Origin of the sequence: Mesorhizobium sp. M7A.F.Ca.CA.002.04.1.1, assembly GCF_004022805.1 — a bacterium.
Lineage (GTDB): Bacteria > Pseudomonadota > Alphaproteobacteria > Rhizobiales > Rhizobiaceae > Mesorhizobium > Mesorhizobium ciceri.
Window position 1 is genome coordinate 1 of sequence record NZ_RZPL01000938.1, and the last position, 1,814, is coordinate 1,814.

Below are 1,814 nucleotides of genomic sequence, written 5' to 3' on the forward strand. Positions count from 1 at the left end.
GTGCTGGCACGCATCGACGAAAGCCGGATCGACGCCGCCTGCAAAACGCTAGCCGGCGCGCGACAGATCGTCGTCTATGGCTGCGGCCGCGAGGCCTTGCAGGTCAAGGGTTTTGCCATGCGGCTCTACCATTTGGGCCTGCCGGTTTCCGTGGTCGGCGACATGAACACGCCGCCGCTGGGGCAGGGCGATGTCTTCCTGGTCAGTTCCGGGCCGGGAGAAACCTCGACCGTGCTGACCCTGATGCAGGTCGCGCGCCAAGCAGGTGCAACCAATCTCCTGCTGACCGCCCAGGCCGAAGGCAGCGCGGCAAGGCTTGCCGACTTCACGCTGCTCATTCCCGCGCAGACCATGGCCAACGATCAGGGGGCGCAAAAAACATCGGTCCTGCCGATGGGCTCGGTGTTCGAAGGCGCGCTGTTCCTGCTGTTTGAGGTGATGGTGCTGAAGCTTAGGGAATTGACCGGCGTGTCGCCCGAAGCCATGCGCGCCCGCCACACCAACATGGAATAGATCATGCGCTATGAACTGATGCTGCCACACCAGATCCGCAGGGCGATCGCCGAGAATTGGCCGGTCGCTCTGCCGCTCGGCGTGCTGGAATACCATGGCGAGCATATGGCCGTCGGCATGGACACGCTGGCCGTCATCAAGACGCTGGAGCTGTTCGAAAAGGAGAAGGACGTCGTCATCCTGCCGCCCTTCTACTACGGTGCGGCAAGCTATGCGGTGGCGCCGCCGGAAGGCAGCGGCTCGGTGCAGGTCGGCGGCAATGCGCTGGCGCCGTTCGGCGAGGAGCTGTTCTACAGCCTGTTGCGCATCGGCTTCCGCAACATCCACGCCATTATCCACCACCAGACCGAGAACTTTGTCGCCGGCATGCCGACCGATCTGGCGTTCAAGGCCGCCGGCCGCCAGGCGATCTTCCGCTTCCTCGAAAAGGAGCGCGGCGAGGGCTGGTGGGGGTCGCAGGCGATGGCGGACTATTATTCAGGACACGCGGCGGGTGAAAATTTCTTCAACTGGGTGCAGGTGCATCCGCTGATGTCGGCTGACATGAACGGCAAGTACCCGTTCGACCATGCCGGCATTGGCGAGACCTCGCTGATGCTGGCGCTATGCCCGGAGGCTGTCGATGCCAATCACTTCGCCGACAATACCGGCTGGTACACGGCGAGCGCCAAGGATGCTTCGGCAGAGCTCGGGCAGAAGGGCGTCGCCATGATCATGGACCACCTGCGGGCAATATTGGGACGCTAGCGCGCGGCTTCCCTTCTCCCACAAGGGGGAGAAGGTAAGAGGGCGCCATGCTACTTCACCGCGCCCGCGGTCATGCCCATGATCAGATAGCGCTCCAACGCGATGCCAATGACGGCGAGCGGCGCGATGGCCGCCGTCGCTAGTGCCGCCATCGACCACCAGTTGATGCCTTGCGAGCCGGTCTGGCTCGCCACCATGACCGGGATCGTCTTGGCGTCGGTCGAGGTCAAAAGGGCGGCGAAGAAATACTCGTTCCAGCACAGCACCATCGCCAGGATGAAGGCGGCGACCATGCCCGGCAGCGCGATCGGCATGACGATGCGGAAGAACGCGCCCCAGATCGACAGCCCGTCGACAAGGGCGGCTTCCTCGAGCTCGACCGGGATCGAGTTGAACTGGTCGCGCATGATCCAGATGACGATCGGCAGCACCATCAGCGTGTAGAGCAGGATCAGCCCGATGCGCGTGTCGAGCAGGCCGACCTCGCGGTAGAGCACCAGGAAGGGCAGCGCCAGCACCACCGGCGGCAGGATCAGCTGCGACAGGAAGAAGAA

The 1,814-nt window shown here is 63.7% G+C and carries 3 protein-coding genes; 2 read left to right on the top strand and 1 reads right to left on the bottom strand.

From position 1 onward, the window contains the following. Both ENZ75_RS30690 and ENZ75_RS30695 read left to right on the top strand, forming a co-directional pair. A partial coding sequence (locus ENZ75_RS30690) for an SIS domain-containing protein (protein WP_245481311.1) occupies nucleotides 1–513 on the top strand: 513 nt, incomplete at its 5' end. Nucleotides 514–516: 3 nt separating this feature from the next. Further along, nucleotides 517–1,260 carry a creatininase family protein gene (locus ENZ75_RS30695; protein ID WP_063167792.1) on the top strand — a complete coding sequence of 248 codons (744 nt, stop codon included), beginning with the start codon at nucleotides 517–519 and terminating at the stop codon, nucleotides 1,258–1,260. A gap of 50 nt (nucleotides 1,261–1,310) precedes the next feature. On the opposite strand, the gene ENZ75_RS30700 is transcribed toward ENZ75_RS30695, so the two are convergent. Next, nucleotides 1,311–1,814, bottom strand: a 504-nt coding sequence (locus tag ENZ75_RS30700) for a carbohydrate ABC transporter permease (protein WP_164888136.1), incomplete at its 5' end; no start/stop codon positions are given.

Bases quoted from the DNA above. Each gene is read 5' to 3' on its own strand.
- ENZ75_RS30695 (WP_063167792.1), top strand. From the start codon at position 517: ATGCGCTATGAACTGATGCTGCCACACCAGATCCGCAGGGCGATCGCC.